Consider the following 18,188-nt stretch of genomic DNA (forward strand, 5'->3'; position numbering starts at 1 on the left):
CCATGGATGGCGCGAAACGAGGCCCGCAGGAGCGGCTCTTGCCGTCCCCCGCCCACCCACCCCGCCCCGCCAACCCACAGCCCTGCAGGCTCTTGACGTTGCCGTTGCCGTTGCTGCTACGGCAAGCCGGCCGCAGGCCGGAAACCCCCAGCCCTCAGCGGTGGGACTCATCCGTGGTGAAACTCTCACCGCAGCCGCATTCGGCCGCTGCATTCGGGTTCTTGAAGGTGAACGTCTCGCTCAGGCCGTGCTTGCCGAAATCAATCACCGTGCCATCCACCAGCGGCAGGCTCTGCGCGTCCACGTAGATGCGCACCCCGTCCTGGTCGAAAACACGGTCGCCCTCGCGCTCGTCACGTGCCAGATCGGTGACGTGACCCCAGCCCGAGCAACCGGTGCGGGTCACGCCGAAGCGCAGCCCCAGGGCGCCGGGGGTCTGGGCAACGAAGCGCTGGACGCGCTCAAAGGCTACTGGGGTCAGGCTGACGGCCATGATGGAGCTCCACGAAGGTACGAGACGAGTATAAAGGCCACCGGGGCAGTAGAAATGCCTCGCAAGCGGAACGCTGCAACCGGTAAACTTCGAATTCACAGATCGAGTCGATCAGCAGAGGATTCAAGTCATGACGGTGGTCAGCGTTGAACATGCGCTTGCCGGGAAGATCCCGGAAGGCGGCGAAGTCACGGTACGCGGCTGGGTGCGCACGGTGCGTGGCTCGGCGAATCTTGCCTTCATCAACGTCACCGACGGCTCCTGCTTCGCCCCGATCCAGGTGGTGGCAGCTGAATCGCTGGCCAACTTCGACGAGGTCAAGCGCCTGACCAGCGGCTGTTCGCTGATCGCCAAGGGCACCCTGGTGAAGTCGCAGGGCAAGGGCCAGTCCTTCGAAATCCAGGCCAGCACCGTGGAAGTGGTCGGCTGGGTCGAAGACCCGCTCACCTACCCCATCCAGCCCAAGCCGATGTCGCCGGAGTTCCTGCGTGAAGTGGCGCACCTGCGCCCGCGCACCAACCTGTTCGGCGCGGTCACCCGCATCCGCAACTGCCTGTCCCAGGCCGTGCACCGGTTCTTCCACCAGAACGGCTTCAACTGGATCAGCACGCCGATCATCACCACCTCCGACGCCGAAGGCGCCGGGCAGATGTTCCGTGTCTCCACGCTGGACATGGTCAACCTGCCGCGCACCGAGCGTGGCGAGGTCGATTTCAGCCGTGATTTCTTCGGCAAGGAAACCTTCCTGACCGTGTCCGGGCAGCTCAACGTGGAGGCGTACTGCCTAGCGCTGAGCAAGGTCTATACCTTCGGCCCGACCTTCCGCGCCGAGAACAGCAACACCACCCGCCACCTGGCCGAGTTCTGGATGATCGAACCGGAAATCGCCTTCGCCGACCTGGCCGAGGACGCGCGGCTGGCCGAGGAATTCCTCAAGTACCTGTTCCGCGCGGTGCTGGACGAACGCGGCGACGACCTCGCCTTCCTGGCCGAGCGCGTGGACAAGAACGCGATCAGCAAGCTGGAGAACTTCATCAATGCGCCGTTCGAGCAGATCGACTACACCGAAGCGGTGCAGCTGCTGCAGAACTCCGGCCGGAAGTTCGATTTCCCGGTGGAATGGGGCCTGGACCTGCAGACCGAACACGAGCGCTGGCTGACCGAAGAACATATCGGCCGCCCGGTGGTGGTGACCAACTACCCCGAGCACATCAAGGCGTTCTACATGCGCCTGAACGACGACGGCAAGACCGTCGCGGCGATGGACGTGCTGGCGCCGGGCATCGGCGAGATCATCGGCGGCAGCCAGCGCGAAGAGCGCCTGGACGTGCTGGATGCGCGCATGGCGCAGTTCGGCCTGGACCGCGAGCACTACGGCTGGTACCGCGACTTCCGTCGCTATGGTTCGGTGCCGCATGCCGGCTTCGGGCTCGGCTTCGAGCGCCTGGTGGTGTACGTCTGCGGGCTGTCCAACATCCGCGATGCCATCGCCTACCCGCGCGCACCGGGCAACGCCGACTTCTGATCCCCTTGCATCCACGGAGGTACCGACCCCATGACCCTGTTCTTCGCGCTGTGTTTCTTCGGCGTGGCGATCGCCGGGTTCAGTGCCTTCGTGATCTTCTGGCCGCTGACCCTGGTGCACCTGCGCGACCGCCATCCGGCGTTGTCGCAGCGCTTTGGCAGCGGTGCCTTCCTCAAGCCCGAAGCACTGGCCTGGCTGTTGCGGCGTGACTACCGCGCCCAGCCGGACCGTTCGCTGTCCGGGCTGGCGACACCGGCCTGGGTATCGCTGCTGACCCTGCTGGCCGGACTGGGCATGGCCGCCCTGCTCTGGCTGGCGTCGATCTGGTGATCACGAAATGAATGACGACTCCCTTCCGCAGGACAGCTGGTGGCTGGCCAGCCTGGGCAACACGCTGATCTGGGCACGCCTGCGCATCCGCCCGGCCGGCACTGCCGAGGTGCTGGACAGCGACGGCAACACGCTGAGCTACGACGGCGAAGACACCGCGCGCGCGCAGTTGTTCGATGCCGAGTTCGTGGAATACGACGGGCTGGACGAAGAAGACGCGCTGGTGCGTGGGTTTTCGCTGCATGAAGTGCAGCCGCCCCGGGCCAGCACCGATGAAGGCCTGCGTGGCCTGATGGTGCAGTCGCTGGGCCGCGCGGTCTAGCTGCGTGTTCACCCCGCGCGCCTTCGCTGAAACCGACCTGCAGTGGCTGGACGCGCTGTTTGCCCGCGATGCGTTCATCACCCTGCTCACCACCGGTGACGATGGCCTGCCAGAGCTGACCCGGCTGCCGGTGCTGTACCGCCGCCAAGGACAGGCGATCGAGCTGCGCGGGCACTGGGCCAGGGCCAATCCGCAATCGCGCCGCGACGGCATCGCCAAGGTGCTGGTGGACGGCCCGCACGGGTATGTCTCGGCGTCCTGGTATCCGGACAAGGAGGCCATGGCACGGGTGCCGACCTGGAACTATGCCGCCGCCGAACTCCGCGGCCAGCTGCACCGCTTCGAGGACACCGACGCGCTGGCGGCGGTGGTCGCCGATACCGGCGATCTGTACGAAGCGAAGGTAGGCCGTGACTGGCAGTTCGAACCGCAGCGCGATGACCACCGCAGCCAACTGCGCGGCATCATCGGCTTCCGCTTCGTGGTGGACACCGTGCAGCTGAAGATGAAGCTAAGCCAGAACCACCCGGTGGCCAACCAGCAGGCGGTCATCGCCGAACTGGAACGGCTGCCCTCCCCCGCCTCGCACGAGCTGGCGCAGTGGATGCGCCGCTTCCTGGACGCGCCGGACACCGCGCGCGACTGAAATACTCCGTTGATTCCCGCGACGACGCGGCTCTGCCCGCCGCGCCTTGCCCCCCACCACGTCAGGGACCGCTCCATGAAAGATGTTGAAAAGCTGCTGCAGAACAACCGCGACTGGGCCGACCGGATCCAGCAGGAAGACCCCGCGTTCTTCGACCGGCTGTCCACGCAGCAGCATCCCGAGTACCTGTGGATCGGCTGTTCCGATTCGCGCGTGCCCGCCAACCAGATCATCGGCATGGCCCCGGGCGAGGTCTTCGTGCATCGCAACGTGGCCAACGTGGTGGCGCACACCGACCTCAACTGCCTGAGCGTGATCCAGTACGCGGTCGACCAGCTGAAGGTGAAGCACATCCTGATCGTCGGCCACTACGGCTGCGGCGGCGTGCATGCCAGCCTCAACAACGTCCGCGTCGGCCTGGCCGACAACTGGCTGCGGCATGTCGGCGACGTGGCCCAGAAGCATGCCGCCATCCTCGATGCGATCGATGATCCGGACCTGCGCCATGCTCGGCTGTGCGAACTGAACGTGATCGAGCAGGTCGCCAACGCCTGCCAATCCACCATCGTGCGCGATGCCTGGGCACGTGGGCAGAAGCTGACCGTGCATGGCTGGGTCTACAGCCTGCGCGATGGCCGCGTCCGCGAAATGGGCATCGACGTCGACAGCCCGGAAGCATTGCAGCCGGGCTATGAGAAAGCGCTGTCCTTCGTCCCGCGCAAGGGCAAGCGCGACTGAGCATCAACCGGAGCGTCCGCATGCTTGCTTCACCGATCAACCTGATGGGCTGGGTCGAAGAACACCGGCACCTGTTGAAGCCGCCGGTCGGCAACAAGATGATCGAGGACGGCGACTTCATCGTGATGGTGGTCGGTGGACCGAATTCGCGCACTGATTTCCACATCGACGAAGGCCCGGAGTGGTTCTACCAGCTCGAAGGCGAGATGGTGCTGAAGGTGCAGGAAGACGGACAGGTCCGGGACATCCCGATCCGCGCCGGCGAGATATTCCTGTTGCCGGGCAACGTGCCCCACTCGCCGCGCCGTCCACCGGGCGGCATCGGGCTGGTGGTGGAACGCAAGCGCCTGCCGCACGAACGCGACGGCGTGGTCTGGTACTGCGAGCGCTGCAACCACAAGCTGCACGAAGAGTGGTTCACCCTGCAGAACATCGAAACCGACCTGCCGAAGATGTTCGCCCGTTACCAGGGCGACCTGCAGCTGCGCACCTGCAGTAACTGCGGTCACGTGGATCCGCTGCCGGGCGCCTGACACGTGCCCTGGCAGAGCACGCCGAGCCTGTCTCGGCGCTACCGGAGGGCGTGCTGCCCTGGTGGGTGGCGACCGTTGGTCGTCACGCCCTGACCCCGTACCGGCATGCCACGACGCTGCGCGCGGTACACTTCGTGCACGTCAAAACATGTCGCTTTCATCATGTCCGAGCTGCTCAGCCGTTCCCATGCCCTGGCCCTGGATGCCGCCGATCCGCTGCGTGGCTTCCGCGATGAATTCCTGATCCCCCGCCACGAAGGCGGCGAGCAGACCTACTTCGTCGGCAACTCGCTGGGCCTGCAGCCACGTGGTGCGCAGGCCGCGGTGCAGGAGGTCATGGGGCAATGGGCCACGCTGGCCGTGGAGGGCCACTTCACCGGCCCGACCCAATGGCTGGGCTACCACCGCCTGGTCAGCGGACAACTGGCGCAGGTGGTCGGCGCATTGCCCAGCGAAGTGGTGGCGATGAACACGCTCAGCGTCAACCTGCACCTGATGATGGTGAGCTTCTACCGGCCCACCGCGCAGCGCCCGGTGATCCTGATGGAAGCTGGCGCCTTCCCGACCGATCGCCACGCGGTGGAGGCGCAGATCCGCTTCCACGGGTTCGATCCGGCCGATTGCCTGGTCGAAGTGCAGCCGGATGAAGCAGACGGCACGATCTCGCTGCAGGCCATCGAGCAGGCCATCGCCTGCCACGGCGCGCGCCTCGCGCTGGTGCTGTGGCCCGGCGTGCAGTACCGCACCGGCCAGGCGTTCGACCTGCAGGCGATCACCACGCTGGCACGCGCCCAGGGCGCCAACATCGGCTTCGATCTCGCGCATTCGGTCGGCAACCTGCCGCTGCAGCTGCATGAGGTGGCGCCGGACTTCGCGGTGTGGTGCCACTACAAGTACCTCAACAGTGGTCCGGGCGCGGTTGCCGGGGCCTTCGTGCACGAACGCCACCATCGCGACACCACCCTGCCGCGCTTCGCCGGCTGGTGGGGCCATGAAGAAGCGACCCGCTTCCAGATGGCGCCGCAGTTCGTGCCGTCCGTCGGCGCCGAAGGCTGGCAGCTCAGCAACCCCCCGATCCTCGGCCTGGCGCCGCTGCGGGCGTCGTTGGACCTGTTCGAACGCGCCGGCATGGCCGCACTGCGGGACAAGTCCCTGGCCCTCACCGGAATGCTGGATGCGCTGGTGCGCAGCCGCCTGCCGCACGTACTGGAACGCATCACGCCGGCCGACAGCGAGCGCCGCGGCTGCCAGCTGTCCTTGCGGGTGATCGGCGGGCGCGAGCGCGGCCGGGCCCTGTTCGAGCACCTGCGCGCGGTCGGCGTGCTCGGTGACTGGCGCGAACCGGACGTGATCCGGATATCGCCGACCCCGCTGTACAACCGCTACCAGGACCTGCACCACTTCGTTGATGCAGTCGATGCCTGGGCCGGGCACTGACGCCGTGCAGGACACATCGCTGGACACTGCCGCCCCGCGTTCGCTGACCATCGTCGGTGCGGGACTGGCCGGCTCGCTGCTGGCCATCCTGCTGTCCCGGCAGGGCTGGAACATCACCGTGTACGAACGCCGTGGGGACCCGCGCGTCAGCGGCTATGAAAGCGGTCGCTCGATCAACCTGGCACTGGCCGAACGCGGGCGCAACGCACTGCGCCAGGCCGGCGCACACGTCGAGGCGGCCGTGATGGAACGCGCCGTGATGATGCGCGGGCGGATGGTCCACCTGCGCGACGGCGCAGCCCCTGCGCTGCAACGCTACGGCCGGGATGACAGCGAAGTCATCTGGTCGATCCATCGCCGCGAGCTCAACGTGATCCTGCTGGAACTTGCCGAACAGGCTGGCGCCGCCGTGCACTTCCACCGGCGCCTGCACACCGTGGACTTCGATGCCGGGCATGCGCGTTTCATCGATGACCGCGATGACACCCCGCACGACATCCGCTTTGCCAGCCTGGTCGGCGCGGACGGCGCGGGTTCGGCGCTACGCGCGGCGATGAACCGCCGCCAGCCGCTGGGCGAGCGCATCGAGTTCCTCGACCATTCGTACAAGGAACTGGAAATCCCGCCGGGCGCCGGCGGCGCCTTCAGCATCGATCCCAACGCGCTGCACATCTGGCCGCGCGGCCGCTTCATGTGCATCGCCCTGCCCAACCACGAAGGCACCTTCACCGTCACTCTGTTCCTGCCCAACAAGGGCGATCCGGGGTTCAACACGGTCACCACCGGCGAACAGGCGCACGCACTGTTCGCCCGCGAATTCCCCGATGCCCTGGCGCTGATACCGGACCTGCGTGCTGACTGGGATGCGCATCCGCCCGGCCTTCTCGGCACCCTGTACCTGGAGCGCTGGCATACCGATGGCAAGGCCGTGCTGGTCGGCGATGCCGCGCACGCCATGGTGCCCTTCCATGGCCAGGGCATGAACTGCGCCTTCGAAGACTGCGTCGCGCTTGCCCGCCACCTGGATGCGGCCAGCGACCTGCGCGGCGCGTATTCGGCCTTTGAAATCGAGCGCTCGCCCAATGCGTGGGCGATCCAGCAGATGGCCCTGGAGAACTACACCGAGATGCGTGACCAGGTCGCCGATCCGGCGTTCCTGCTGCAACGCCAGCTGGAGCTGGCGCTGCAGCAGCGGTGGCCCACGCGCTTCGTGCCACACTACACCATGGTCACTTTCCTGCACACGCCCTACGCCGTCGCGCTGGAGCGCACGCGGATCCAGCGCCGCATCCTGCGCAATGCCACCGAAGGACTCGATTCGCTGCAAGGCGTCGACTGGCGCGCACTGGAAGCCGAGGTCCACGCCAAGCTGCCCGTCCTGGAGGGCGCGCACTGATGGCCGACAGCTTCCTGTTCTACGATCTGGAAACCTTCGGCCAGGACCCGCGCCGCACCCGCATCGCGCAGTTCGCCGCCATCCGCACCGATGCGCAGCTCAACGAGATCGACACGCCGGTCAGCTTCTACGTACGCCCCGCCGACGACCTGCTGCCCTCGCCGTATGCCACGATGGTCACCGGCATCACCCCGCAGCACGCGCTGGCCGAAGGCATCAGCGAGGCAGCTGCGCTGGCGCGGATCAACGACCTGATGAGCCAGCCCGGCACCTGCGCGCTGGGCTACAACACGCTGCGCTTCGATGACGAGTTCATCCGCCACGGCCTGTTCCGCAACTTCTTCGACCCGTACGAGCGCGAGTGGCGCAACGGCAATTCGCGCTGGGACCTGCTGGACATGCTGCGGCTGATGCACGCGCTGCGCCCCGACGGCATCACCTGGCCGAAGCGCGAAGATGGCGCCACCTCGTTCAAGCTGGAGCACCTGGCCGAGGCCAACGGCGTACGCGACGGCGACGCGCACGAAGCGCTGTCCGACGTGCGCGCCACCATCGGCATGGCCCGCCTGTTCCGCAGCGCACAGCCGCGCCTGTGGGACTATGCGCTGCGCCTGCGCGACAAGCGCTTCGTCACCAGCCTGCTGGATGTCACCGCCCTGCAGCCGCTGCTGCACATCTCGATGCGCTATCCGGCCAGCCGCCTGTGCGCCGCGCCGGTGCTGCCGTTGACCGTGCATCCGCACATCGCCAACCGCTACATCGTGTTCGACCTGGACGGCGACGTCGAGGCGTTGCTGCAGTTGCCGGCCGAGACCATCGCCGAGCGCCTGTACCTGCGCGCCAGTGAACTGCCTGAAGGCGTGCAGCGCATTCCGTTGAAGGAAGTACACGCCAACAAGGTGCCCGCGCTGGTGGCCTGGAACCACCTGCGACCCGATGACCACCAGCGCCTTGGCCTGGACGTTGTCGCCCTGCAGGCCAAGGTCGAACAGCTGCGTCCCCATGCCGCGCAGCTGGCCGAAAAGGCGCGCCAGGTCTACGCCCGGCCACGCGAAGGCGGCCCCTCCGATGTCGACGCTTCGATCTACGATGGCTTCCTCGGCGCCGGCGACAAACCCCTCCTGGCGCGCGTCCGCACCACTCCGCCGGAAGCGCTCGGCGCGCTGGAAGGTGAGTTCAACGATCCCCGCCTGCCGGAGCTGCTGCTGCGCTATCGCGCGCGCAACCATCCCGGCAGCCTGGATGCCGATGCCCGCGCGCGCTGGCAGGCCTACCGCCAGCGGCGCCTGCGCGGCGATGAGAAGCTCGGCGAGGTGAACCTGGCCGAGTACAACGAACAGATCGATGCGCTTGCCGCCGAGCCGTCCGACGACCTGCGCCGCCCGGCGCTGCTGCAGGCGCTGCGCGATTGGGGCAGGCAGCTGGAGGACAGCCTGTGAGCGCTTATTTTTCCGATGCCAGCTTGAAATTCCTGAAAGCACTGGCACTGCACAATGACAAGGCGTGGTTCGCTGACCACAAGCAGCAGTACGAAGACCACGTGCGGCAGCCGTTCCTGCGCCTGCTCGCTGACCTGCAACCGGCGCTGGCCGAGGTCAGCCCGAAGTTCCGTGCCGATACGCGCACGGTGGGCGGTTCGTTGTTCCGCATCTACCGCGACGCGCGCTTTTCCCACGACAAGTCCCCGTACAAGAACTGGCAGGGTGCGCGGCTGTTCCATGAGCGCCGTCGTGAAGTCGCCGCGCCGTCGTTCTACGTGCACCTGCAGCCCGGCGCCAGCTTCGTCGGCGCCGGTGTGTGGCATCCCGAGCCGGATACCCAGCGCCGCATCCGCCACTTCATCCTCGACAATCCCGGCAGCTGGAAGCAGGCCGCGCATGCCCCGGCGCTGCGCCGTCGCTTCGAGATGGAGCAGACCGAAAAGCTGGTGCGCCCGCCGCGCGGCTTCCCGGCCGACTTCGAGTTCATCGATGATCTCAAGCACCGCAACTGGGTGATGTGGCGGCAGCTGGACGACGCCACCATGACCGGCCCGCGCCTGCTGTCCACGCTGGGCAAGGATCTGGTCGCGCTGGGGCCGTTCGTGGATTACCTGTGCGCAGCGCTGGATCTGGAGTTCTGACCCCGATGGCGACGCCGCTGCCACACCAGCGCCGCACATTGGGTCGCAGTGGCCTGCAGGTCTCGCCGATCGGGCTGGGCTGCTCCGGTTTCTGGGGCCATCGCCGCTTTCCCGAAGCCGATGCGGCGCGGGTGGTGGCGCATGCGCTGGAGCGGGGAGTCAACCTGCTCGACACCGGCCACAACTATTCCGGGTTCCATGCCGAACCGCGGCTCGGGCGCATCCTCAAACCGTTGCTGTCGCGCTTCCCACGTGATTCGCTGGTGATCTCCAGCAAAGGCGGCACGCTGACCGGCCAAGCCGGCATCAGCGGCGCGGAGCAGCGCGATTTTTCGCCCGGCGCGATCACCGCCAGCTGCGAAGCCTCGCTGCGCAACCTCGGCCTGGACTATCTGGACGTGTACCAGCTGCACGGCATCGCCGGCGAAGAGGTCACCGACGAGCTGCTGCACGCGTTGCAACAGCTGCGCCAGCGCGGATTGATCCGCAGCACCGGCATCAATACCCATTCGGCGGTGACCCTGGACTGGATGCTGGCGCGACCGCAGGCCTTTGACGTGGTGCTGCTGGACTACAACGCCCTGCAGCAGGATCGCGCATCACACATCAGCCGGCTGCACGCGGCAGGCATCGGCGTGCTGGCCGGCACCGTGCTGGCCCAGGGCCACCTGTTGCCGACGCGACCGCGCCTGCCACGGCCCGCCGATGCCTGGTACCTCGCGCGGGCCTGGCTGAAGCCGAGCAGCCGGCGGCTGATGCGCAGCGCGCGTGCGATGCGCGCGGCAGTGGCCGCGATTCCTTCGCAGCGCCCCGCACAGACCGCGTTCGCTTATGTGCTGCAGCATCCCGGGGTGGCTGCGGGGATCCTCGGCACCACCCGCGTGGACAGCCTGGACGAGGTGCTGCAGACGCTGCCGGAGCGCTTGGGCGAGGCCGATCGCGCGCGCCTGGTCGCGGCGTTCGGTGATGGCAGCGGCTCACCCAGTCACTGAGGCTTAACCCCCGTCTGCGCGTGATGCGGCACGCTGTGGCCTTGTCCCTCAACGTCCTGCTGCCATGAAGAAGTTCGTCGCTGTCGTGCTGGTCCTGCTGCTGGCGCTCGCCGGCTGGTGGTTCAGTGGCCCCTACCTCACCGTGCAGGGACTCGCCCAGGCGATCGAACAGCGCGACACGACGCGCCTGGAGCGCTACGTGGACTTCCCGCGCGTACGCCTCAGCCTGCGCGCGCAGGTCAGTGATTACATGGTGCGCCAGGCCGGTCCGGACGTGGCCGGCAGCCCGTTTGGCGCGCTGCTGTATGGCCTCGGCGACCAGCTGGGCGGCGCTGCGGTGGATACGGTGATCACCCCGATGGGGATCGGTGCGCTGCTGCAGGGCCACGCGCTGTACAAACGCGGCCGCAACGAACTGCAGGGGAACGACTCATGGGCCCCCACCCAGCCTGCGCAGCCGTTGAAGCAGGCCAAGGGACGTTTCGAGCGGCTGGACCGCTTCGTGGTGGAGGTTGACCGTGGCGCCGGGCAGCCGCCGTTGCAGGTTGTACTGGAGCCGCAGGGCCTGCGCTGGCAGGTCGTCGACCTGCGCAACGCGGTGCCCCAATGAACCGTTTGCGCCGACCCAAGGTCGGCAGCTGACACAGGCCGCGCTGCGCGCTCGCCGGGCATGGCTCGGCGCTACCATGAGCCGTACGGTCAGGTTTCGTTGGCGACGCCGTGCGGCACGTGGCCGGCCGCGACGTGTTCGCGGGCACTGTCGATGTTGTGCTGCGAATCGTCGAAGAAGATGTCCGCACCAAAGGCCTGCAGGAACGGCCCTTTGTGGCGGCCGCCGAGGAACAGCGCTTCATCCAGGCGCACGCCCCATTCGCGCAGCGTGCGGATCACCCGCTCGTGCGCAGGCGCCGAGCGCGCGGTCACCAAGGCGGTGCGGATCGGCGCGTCTTCTCCCGACGGGAACACTTCCTGCAACGTATGCAGCGCCGACAGGAAGCCGCGGAACGGGCCCCCGCTCAACGCTTCGCGGGCGCGCTCGCGCTCATGCCGGCCGAAGGCTTCTACCCCCTGTTCGCGAGAAATACGCTCGCTTTCATCGCCGAAGATCACCGCATCGCCATCGAAGGCGATCCGCAGCTGCCCGGCCGGACGGCGGGTGTCGACCTGGTCGGCGGCCGCTGCGGCGGTCTCGCCCGGCGGCTTGGGCAGGATGGTGGCGGCCGCGATACCGTGGCGCAGCGCGCTGCGTACCGATTCGGGATTGGCCGACAGGAACAGGTCCGTGCCGAAGGGCTTCACGTAAGGCCAGGTCGGCTCGCCGGCAGTGAACGTAGCGCGGATGATCCCCAGCCCGTAGTGCTGGATCGAATTGAAGATGCGCAGGCCCGTATCGGCCGAATTGCGCGACAACAGGATCACCTCCACGCGCGGATTCTCCGGGCCGGCGCCCTGGTTCAGTGCCAGCAGCTTGCGCACCACCGGGAACGCCACGCCGGGACCCAGCACATCGTCCTCATGCTCGCGCTGGTACTTGGCGTAGGCGTCGACGCCGTCGCTTTCGAACAACGCGTGGCTCTCTTCCAGGTCGAACAGGGCGCGCGAGGTCACCGCGACGGTCAGCAATCGGGGAGTGTTGTCGCCCATCGGGGAGTTCCTTGCAGCAACCGGCGGTTGCCGGCGGCCTATTGTCGCTCAGAACACGAACTGTTCGGACAGGATCCGGTCTTCGAGGTTGTGCTCCGGGTCGAACAGCAGGGTCACCTGGCGGTCGCGGCACTCGCGGATGGTCACTTCCACCACGTCGCGGGTCTCGTGCGAGTCGGCGGTGACACTGACCGGGCGCTTGTAGGGATCGAGCACGCGGAAGCGTACTTCGGTGTCGGCCTTCAGGATCGCCCCGCGCCAGCGGCGGGGCCGGTACGGGGCCAACGGGGTCAGCGCGATGGTGGCCGAGCCCAACGGAAGTACCGGGCCATGCGCGGAATAGTTGTAGGCGGTGCTGCCCGCCGGCGTGGCCACCAGCACGCCATCACCGATCAGCTCGGCCACCCGTTCCTGGCCGTTGAGGTCCACGCCGATGTGCGCGGCCTGCCGGGTCTGCCGCAGCAGCGAGACATCGTTGTAGGCCAGTGACCCGGTGGAGGTCCCCGATTCGGTCAGCGCGGTCATCTGCAGCGGCCGCAGGTGCGCCGGTTCGGCCAGTGCGATGCGCGCGGCCACGTCGTCCGCGTCACGGTACTGGTTCATCAGGAAGCCCACCGTGCCCAGTTTCATCCCGAACACCGGCCGGCCCAGATGGCCGTACCGATGCAGGGTCTGCAGCATGAAGCCATCGCCGCCCAGCGGACACAGCACGTCCGCCGCTTCAGGCGCATGCTCGCCGTGGCGCGCCACCATGGCGGCGAGGGCAAGCCGTGCCGGCTCGGTGTTGCTGGCCAGGAAGGCAATGCGGGGGGAATCGCTCATGCAGGATGTCCGGTGGTGCGCGGGTACCGGTAGAGCATAACCGGACGTGGCGCGGAATCCGCGCCACGCTGGCTGATGTGGGCGGTGACGACCAACGGTCGTCACCCACCATGAGCCAGGTCACCCACCATGAGCCAGGTCACCCACCATGAGCCAGGTCACCCACCTCGAGACAGGTGACCCGGCGGGGGCTTAGCCCCCGTGCGAGGCCAGCTGGCCCAGGCGCTGCACCGCGACCGACACGGTCGGGTAGTCCAGCGTCTTCTGCTCGGCCAGTTCGCCCAGCATGGCCAGGGTAAAGCGCAGGCTGTTGTCGTCCCGACCGACCCACGCCGCCACCTTGGCCTCCGCCGTGCTGCCCTTGGTGGCCAGCACCTGGCCTGCAAGGTTGCGGTGGTGGGCCGCCAGTTCGTCACGCAGCACGCCGCGTGCCACGGCATGCCAGCGGCCGTTGACCTCCAGCGCGTCGACCTGCTCGAACAGCCACGGCAGGCTGAGTGCCTCGCCCAGGCGGAAGTGGATCTTGGACACATCCACCGGCTTCAGCTTGCGGGTACGCGCCAGTTCGATGATGTCGAACGCCGGGGCCAGGAAGTGCAGCTCGGACAGCTGCTGCGCCAGGCCGGCCGGCAGGCCCTTTTCCACCCACTGCTGCACCAGCGCTTCGTAGGTCGGACGCTGCGAATCGGGCAGCACGCCGGAGGCCACGCGGATATCGTTGAACGGGCCCTGGTAGCGGTTGACCGCTTCGGTGATGCCCGGCATCGGGCCGGGGCGGAACAGCAGCCAGCGCACGAAGGCACGCTGCAGCTTCCAGATCACTTCCAGCGCGTCGACCTGCACCGATTCGGGCACCTGCCCGTCCAGTGCGTCGATCTGCGCCCACAGCGCGCGTGCATCCAGCGTTTCGCGGCTGATGGTGTAGGCCTTGGCGACCTCGGCGATGGAACGGCCGGTGTCTTCCTGCATGCGCATCAGGAAGGTGGCACCCATCCGGTTGATGGTCTGGTTGGTCACTGCCGTGGCGATGATCTCGCGCTTCAGGCGGTGGCGTTCCATGGCATCGGCGTACTTCTTCTGCAGCGGCTGCGGGAAGTAACGCTGCAGCTCCTTGGACAGGTACGGGTCTTCCGGGATGTCCGATTCCAGCAGCTGCTGGAAGGCCACCAGCTTGGAGTAGGACAGCAGCACCGACAGCTCCGGACGGGTCAGGCCCTGGCCGCGTGCCTTGCGCTGGGACAGCTCGGCATCGGACGGCAGGAACTCGATCTGCCGGTCCAGCAGGCCCTGCTGTTCCAGGGTGCGGATGAAGTGCTGCTTGGAGCCCAGGCGCTTGACCGCCATCCGCTCCATCAGGCTCAGGGCCTGGTTCTGGCGGTAGTTGTCGTTGAGCACCAGCGCGGCCACTTCGTCGGTCATCGACGCCAGCAGCTTGTTGCGCTGGTCGACGGTGAGCTTCTTGGCACGCACCACGTCGTTGAGCAGGATCTTGATGTTCACCTCATGATCGGAGGTGTCCACGCCGGCGGAGTTGTCGATGAAGTCGGTGTTGAGCAGGACGCCGGCCTGGGCCGCTTCGATGCGTCCCAGCTGGGTCATGCCGAGGTTGCCGCCCTCGCCCACCACCTTGCAGCGCAGCTCGGTGCCGTTGACGCGCAGCGCGTTGTTGGCGCGGTCGCCGACATCGCCGTGCTGCTCGCTGCTGGCCTTGACGTAGGTACCGATGCCGCCGTTCCACAGCAGGTCGACCGGAGCCTTCAGGATCGCGCTCATCAGGTCGTTCGGCGACAGCGCCTTGACCGCATCTTCCAGGCCAAGCGCCTCACGCACCTGCGGGGTGATCTCGATCGACTTCAGCGTACGCGGGAAAATGCCACCGCCCTTGCTGATCAGCTTGGCATCGTAGTCGGCCCAGCTGGAACGCGGCACGGTGAACAGGCGCTCGCGTTCGACGAACGAGCTGGCCGCATCCGGGTTCGGGTCCAGGAAGATGTGGCGGTGGTCGAACGCAGCCACCAGCCGGATGTGGCGCGACAGCAGCATGCCGTTGCCGAACACGTCGCCGGACATGTCACCCACGCCCGCGGCAGTGAAGTCCTGGCTCTGGCTGTCATGGCCGAGTGCACGGAAGTGGCGCTTGACCGATTCCCACGCACCGCGTGCGGTGATGCCCATGCCCTTGTGGTCGTAGCCGACCGAGCCACCGGAGGCGAACGCATCGCCCATCCAGAAACCGTGCGCCACGGCCAGGCCGTTGGCGATGTCGGAGAAGGTCGCGGTGCCCTTGTCGGCCGCCACCACCAGGTAGGGGTCGTCCATGTCGTGGCGGACCACGTCGATGGGCGGCACGATCTTGTTGTTGACGATGTTGTCGGTGATGTCCAGCAGGCCCTGGATGAACAGCTTGTAGCAGGCCACGCCGTTGGCGAACACCGCATCGCGGTCACCGCTGGCCGGCGGGGTCTTGGCGAAGAAACCGCCCTTTGCGCCGACCGGGACGATCACCGTGTTCTTGACCATCTGCGCCTTGACCAGGCCCAGCACTTCGGTACGGAAGTCTTCGCGACGATCCGACCAGCGCAGGCCACCGCGGGCCACCGCACCGAAACGCAGGTGCACGCCTTCCACGCGCGGGCCGTAGACGAAGATTTCGCGGTACGGACGCGGCTTGGGCAGGTCCGGTACCAGGGCGGCGTCGAACTTGAAGCTGATGACATGGCCCGGACGGCCGTTGCCATCGGTCTGGTAATAACTGGTGCGCAGCGTGGCATCGATCACGCCCATGAAGCTGCGCAGGATGCGGTCTTCGTCCAGGCTGGAGACGCGGTCCATCAGCTTCAGCAGCGCATCGCGCGCGGCCTGCATCTGGCCGTCGCGGTCACCCTTGCGCGCGTCGACCACGGTCTTGAGCACCTTCAGGGTCGCCTCGTCGCCGGCGGCCAGTACGTCCAGGTGCGCCTTCAGCGTGGCCTGGCCGTGTGCGATGTCGTCCTTGCTCTCGTTGCCGGTCGCCGGGTCGAAGCGTGCTTCGAACAGTTCCACCAGCAGGCGGGCCAGCAGCGGATAGCGGGTGAACGTACCTTCCACGTAAGCCTGCGAGAACGGCACGCCGGTCTGCAGCAGGTACTTGCAGTAACCACGCAGCATCGCGACCTGGCGCCAGTGCAGGCCCGCGGCCAGCACCAGGCGGTTGAAGCCATCGTTCTCGGCATCGCCGTGCCACACGCGGGCGAAGGTCTCGCCGAACGCTTCATCGACACTGGCCGCGTCGATGGCACCGGCCACCGATTCGACCTCGAAGTCCTGCACGTACACCGGGGCATCATCCACCGCCAGGCGGTACGGACGCTCGGAGATCACGCGCAGGCCCATGTTTTCCATCATCGGCAGCGCGTCGGACAACGGAATGTCATCCAGCTGGCGATACAGCTTCAGGCGCAGGCCATCGCCATTCTCACGCGGTACCGCCTGCAGGCTAAGGCGCAGGTCGTCCGGACCGGTCAGCGCGTCGAGCTGGCTGACATCGCTGGCCGCCACGGCGGTGCTGTTGTCTTCGATGTAGCCGGCCGGCAGCGCCTTGCCGATACGCGAGGCGATGCGCAGGCCCTCGGTCTCGCCATGGCGGGCCACCAGCGTTTCGCGCAGGTCGTCCTGCCAGTTGCGCAGCAGGTGGGCCAGGTTCTGTTCCAGTGCGCTGGTGTCCACGTCGACCACCGGGCCGGCCTTCGGACGCACGATCAGGTGCACCTGCGCCAGCGGCGATTCGCCCAGCACCACCGAGCTGTCCACGTGCTCGCCGTGCAGGGCGTCACGCAGCATCGCCTCGATGCGCAGGCGCACGTCGGTGTTGAAGCGTTCACGCGGCAGGAACGCCAGCGCGGAAATGAAACGCGAATACTTGTCGCGGCGCAGGAACAGGCGGCTGCGGACCCGCTCCTGCAGGCCCAGCACGCCCATCGCGGTGCGGAACAGTTCGTCCTCGCTGGACTGGAACAGTTCTTCGCGCGGCAGCGTTTCCAGGATGTGGCGCAGTGCCTTTCCGCTGTGGCTGGACAGCGACAGGCCCGAGCGCTGCATCACGTGCTCATAGCGCTGGCGCACCAGCGGGATTTCCCACGGGCGGCGGTTGTAGGCGCTGGAGGTGAACAGGCCGAGGAAGCGCTGCTCGCCGATGATCCTGCCCTTGGCGTCGAACTCCAGCACGCCGATGTAATCCATGTAACCGGCGCGGTGCACCCGCGAACGCGCATTGGTCTTGGTCAGGATCAGCGCATCCTTCAGACCCGTGGTGGTGTTCAGGCCCTGCGCGGCAAGCGTCTTGACCGGGCGCGCGGCGGACTTGTCGCGCCCCTTCATCAGGCCCAGGCCGGTGTCGTTGAGCGGGGCCAGCACGTCTTCCTTGCCGTCCTTCTGCACGCGGTACTCGCGGTAACCGAAGAAGGTGAAGTGGTTGTCTGCGGCCCAGCGCAGGAACTCCTGCGCCTCGCGGCGCGAGACATCGTCGACCGGCAGCTGGCGGCTGGCGAGGTCGTCGGCGACGGCCAGCGCCTTGTCGCGCATCGGCTGCCAGTCGCGCACGATCGAACGCACTTCGTCCAGCGCCTTGATGATGCCCTGCTCGATCTCGGCCATCGCCTCGGGGCTCTGGCGGTCCATCTCCAGCAGCATCACCGATTCGATCTCGCCCTCGCCGACCTTGGCCAGCTTGCCGGCCTTGTCGCGGCTGAAGCGGATCACCGGGTGGCCCAGCACGTGCACGCCGATGCCCTGCTCGGCCAGCGCCATGGTCACGGTGTCGACCAGGAACGGCATGTCGTCGTTGACGATCTGCAGCACGGTATGCGGCGATTCCCAGCCATTGCCCTTGGCGGTGGGGTTGAACACGCGCACGTTGGCCTTGCCGATCCTGCGGCTGCGCGCGAACTCCAGCGTGTCAGCGGCCAGCGCGGCCCATTCTTCCACGCTGTGGTGCGGGAACTCGTCCGCTTCCATGCGCTTGTAGAAGTCGGCGGCGAACGCTACTGCCTCGGCCTGCCCGGCCGCGGGGTATCGCTTGCGCAAGGCCGTGTACACCGGTTCCAGCGAGAAACCAGTTGCCGGGACAAGCTGGGTTTCCGCCGTGGCGGGCTTGGTTTTCACGGTTTTGACTGCAGACTTTTGCGATTTCATGGCAGAGCGTGTCGTGTTG

General features: G+C 67.2%; 16 protein-coding genes. 12 read left to right on the plus strand and 4 right to left on the minus strand.

All coding sequences use genetic code 11. From position 1 onward, the window contains the following. Window positions 1–154 precede the first annotated feature (154 nt). Window positions 155–493, minus strand: coding sequence for a HesB/IscA family protein (locus ABE522_RS14890; protein ID WP_346592361.1), 339 nt, complete (start codon window positions 491–493; stop codon window positions 155–157). 130 nt (window positions 494–623) lie between these two features. Here ABE522_RS14890 and asnS point away from each other — a divergent pair, with 130 nt between their 5' ends. From asnS to ABE522_RS14950, 12 genes are all read left to right on the plus strand, one after another. Continuing rightward, window positions 624–2,018, plus strand: a complete 1,395-nt coding sequence (gene asnS / locus ABE522_RS14895) for an asparagine--tRNA ligase (RefSeq protein WP_346592362.1) — start codon at window positions 624–626, stop codon at window positions 2,016–2,018. Window positions 2,019–2,048: 30 nt separating this feature from the next. Beyond that, window positions 2,049–2,348, plus strand: coding sequence for a hypothetical protein (locus ABE522_RS14900; protein ID WP_042614896.1), 300 nt, complete (start codon window positions 2,049–2,051; stop codon window positions 2,346–2,348). A gap of 7 nt (window positions 2,349–2,355) precedes the next feature. Next, on the plus strand, window positions 2,356–2,670 hold the full coding sequence (locus tag ABE522_RS14905) for a hypothetical protein (RefSeq protein ID WP_346592363.1): 315 nt from the start codon (window positions 2,356–2,358) through the stop codon (window positions 2,668–2,670). 4 nt (window positions 2,671–2,674) lie between these two features. Continuing rightward, window positions 2,675–3,316, plus strand: coding sequence for an FMN-binding negative transcriptional regulator (locus tag ABE522_RS14910; RefSeq protein WP_346592364.1), 642 nt, complete (start codon window positions 2,675–2,677; stop codon window positions 3,314–3,316). A 75-nt stretch (window positions 3,317–3,391) separates the two neighbouring features. Next, a complete protein-coding gene (gene can, locus ABE522_RS14915) occupies window positions 3,392–4,054 on the plus strand; it encodes a carbonate dehydratase (RefSeq protein ID WP_346592365.1) in 663 nt (220 codons plus the stop codon). A gap of 20 nt (window positions 4,055–4,074) precedes the next feature. Continuing rightward, a complete protein-coding gene (locus ABE522_RS14920) occupies window positions 4,075–4,587 on the plus strand; it encodes a 3-hydroxyanthranilate 3,4-dioxygenase (protein WP_346592366.1) in 513 nt (170 codons plus the stop codon). Between the two features lie 162 nt (window positions 4,588–4,749). Beyond that, the gene (gene kynU, locus ABE522_RS14925) at window positions 4,750–6,024 is read left to right on the plus strand and encodes a kynureninase (RefSeq protein WP_346592367.1); all 1,275 of its coding nucleotides are present in this window, start codon (window positions 4,750–4,752) and stop codon (window positions 6,022–6,024) included. Beyond that, a complete protein-coding gene (locus ABE522_RS14930) occupies window positions 6,005–7,420 on the plus strand; it encodes an FAD-dependent oxidoreductase (protein ID WP_406846370.1) in 1,416 nt (471 codons plus the stop codon). The genes kynU and ABE522_RS14930 overlap by 20 nt, the downstream gene beginning before the upstream one ends. Further along, window positions 7,420–8,859: an exodeoxyribonuclease I gene (sbcB, locus tag ABE522_RS14935; RefSeq protein WP_346592368.1), complete on the plus strand. Its 1,440-nt coding sequence runs from the start codon at window positions 7,420–7,422 to the stop codon at window positions 8,857–8,859. The genes ABE522_RS14930 and sbcB overlap by 1 nt, the downstream gene beginning before the upstream one ends. Beyond that, window positions 8,856–9,542 carry a DUF2461 domain-containing protein gene (locus ABE522_RS14940; RefSeq protein WP_346592369.1) on the plus strand — a complete coding sequence of 229 codons (687 nt, stop codon included), beginning with the start codon at window positions 8,856–8,858 and terminating at the stop codon, window positions 9,540–9,542. Before sbcB ends, ABE522_RS14940 begins: the two co-directional genes overlap by 4 nt. A gap of 5 nt (window positions 9,543–9,547) precedes the next feature. Then, window positions 9,548–10,534, plus strand: coding sequence for an aldo/keto reductase (locus ABE522_RS14945; RefSeq protein ID WP_346592370.1), 987 nt, complete (start codon window positions 9,548–9,550; stop codon window positions 10,532–10,534). Between the two features lie 64 nt (window positions 10,535–10,598). After that, on the plus strand, window positions 10,599–11,144 hold the full coding sequence (locus ABE522_RS14950) for a DUF2939 domain-containing protein (RefSeq protein ID WP_346592371.1): 546 nt from the start codon (window positions 10,599–10,601) through the stop codon (window positions 11,142–11,144). Between the two features lie 89 nt (window positions 11,145–11,233). Here the strand turns inward: ABE522_RS14950 and ABE522_RS14955 are convergent, their stop codons facing one another. The 3 genes from ABE522_RS14955 to ABE522_RS14965 all read right to left on the minus strand — a co-directional run bounded on the left by ABE522_RS14955 (window position 11,234) and on the right by ABE522_RS14965 (window position 18,169). Then, window positions 11,234–12,178, minus strand: a complete 945-nt coding sequence (locus ABE522_RS14955; protein ID WP_057507937.1) for a 5'-nucleotidase — start codon at window positions 12,176–12,178, stop codon at window positions 11,234–11,236. Window positions 12,179–12,226: 48 nt separating this feature from the next. After that, complete coding sequence (locus tag ABE522_RS14960) at window positions 12,227–13,000, minus strand: NAD kinase (RefSeq protein WP_346592372.1); 774 nt, start codon at window positions 12,998–13,000, stop codon at window positions 12,227–12,229. Between the two features lie 192 nt (window positions 13,001–13,192). Beyond that, window positions 13,193–18,169 carry an NAD-glutamate dehydrogenase gene (locus ABE522_RS14965; RefSeq protein ID WP_346592373.1) on the minus strand — a complete coding sequence of 1,659 codons (4,977 nt, stop codon included), beginning with the start codon at window positions 18,167–18,169 and terminating at the stop codon, window positions 13,193–13,195. Between the last annotated feature and the right edge of the window lie 19 nt (window positions 18,170–18,188).

Source organism: Stenotrophomonas lacuserhaii (genome assembly GCF_039674585.1).
GTDB classification, from domain to species: Bacteria; Pseudomonadota; Gammaproteobacteria; order Xanthomonadales; family Xanthomonadaceae; genus Stenotrophomonas; species Stenotrophomonas pennii_A.